1 protein-coding gene is annotated in these 1,314 nt (G+C 54.5%); it reads left to right on the top strand.

The features are described 5' to 3' along the window. Positions 1 to 57 precede the first annotated feature (57 nt). On the top strand, positions 58 to 1,314 hold a 1,257-nt coding region (locus HMPREF2792_RS00880; protein ID WP_070530116.1), incomplete at its 3' end, for an integrase core domain-containing protein.

Here is a 1,314-nt window from a genome sequence, read left to right as displayed (position 1 = left end):
GTTTTTGGACGGGATGTCTAGTGGCTTTTTGGACGTTTGCGGCGGTGGAATAGCCGGATGGCTATTCCATTGCATAAGCGTAGAAAGGTCGCAGATTTCGATCCCGTTCGTGACGGCAAGACGGTCACACAGTTTTGCAAAGAATTAGGGATCTCGCGGCAGACGTACCACAACATCAAACACCGGATAGCGCAGAAGGGGCGCGCAGGTATTGTGCCGGATTCGACTGCCCCGAAGAATCCGATTAAGAAGTTTGACGAGGCCGATAAAATCGCAGTCGTCCACGCCAGACAACAGTTAATGGAGCAAGGCTTGGATTATGGGCCTTGGTCGATCTACTACTTTTTGTTCGACACTGTAGGCGCAGATTACACCCCATCGCGTTCTACAATCGCCTCGTGGCTGCATGAACTGGGGTTTGTTGATGCCAATGCCCGCAAACGGCCACGCAGCTCCTATAAGCGCTTCGCCCGTGATCGCGTCGGTGAACTCTGGCAAATCGATGGACTGGTCTATCGCCTCTTTGACCATGCCCACACACATGTCACGATTTACCAGATTATCGATGATGCCAGCAGATTCGATGTCGGAACCACAGCGTTCGCCCTGCCAGAAAACGGTACTGACGCACGCGCCGTACTGGCCGCAGCGTTCGCTGCCTACGGCAAACCTCAAGAAATCCTTTCCGACAATGGCGATGCGTTCGCCACCTACCACCGTGGCTTTCTCTCTGCTACTGAAACCTGGCTCGCCAGCCAAGGTGTTCTTGCTATTGCTGGTTTCGCCCCGACAACCCAGGGAAAAGACGAGCGCTCTCACCGCACATTGACCCAGTTCCTCGATGCACGCCACCCAGTCAGCCTTGCTGAGGTCAACACATATCTGGCTGAATACCGCCAGGTCTACAACGAACGACGACGGCACCAATCACTGCTTATCGGCAAAATGCACATCACCCCACGCCAAGCTTTCGATACCTTCCCCAAAGCACCATCACCTCAGCATCCACTCGATCCCGAGCAGGTCTGGGCCCGCATAGTCGCCTATAACCAAGCACACAACCCACAAGCAGTATCCGAAAAGCTCAACGGCCCCGCGGAAGCGGCAACTTCACACGAGGCCAACACCGATGACATGGCAGCTTTGCAAGGCATACCTCCCACCGATACCCCAACACTAACGGCGCTGACGACACAATCAACAAACCATTGGGGCATCCCAGACCAACTCTGCGTAAGCAAAGATGGCGTTGTACGCGTGTGCGGCTTCGGTCTCTACATTGGTCTGAGGTTTAAAAACCGCAGACTCTACTCC

The sequence above is a fragment of the Corynebacterium sp. HMSC068H04 genome (genome assembly GCF_001811255.1).
In the GTDB taxonomy this organism is placed as follows: domain Bacteria; phylum Actinomycetota; class Actinomycetes; order Mycobacteriales; family Mycobacteriaceae; genus Corynebacterium; species Corynebacterium hesseae.
Note: the sequence above shows the minus strand (reverse complement) of the source record. Positions and strands in the feature narration are given on the sequence as shown.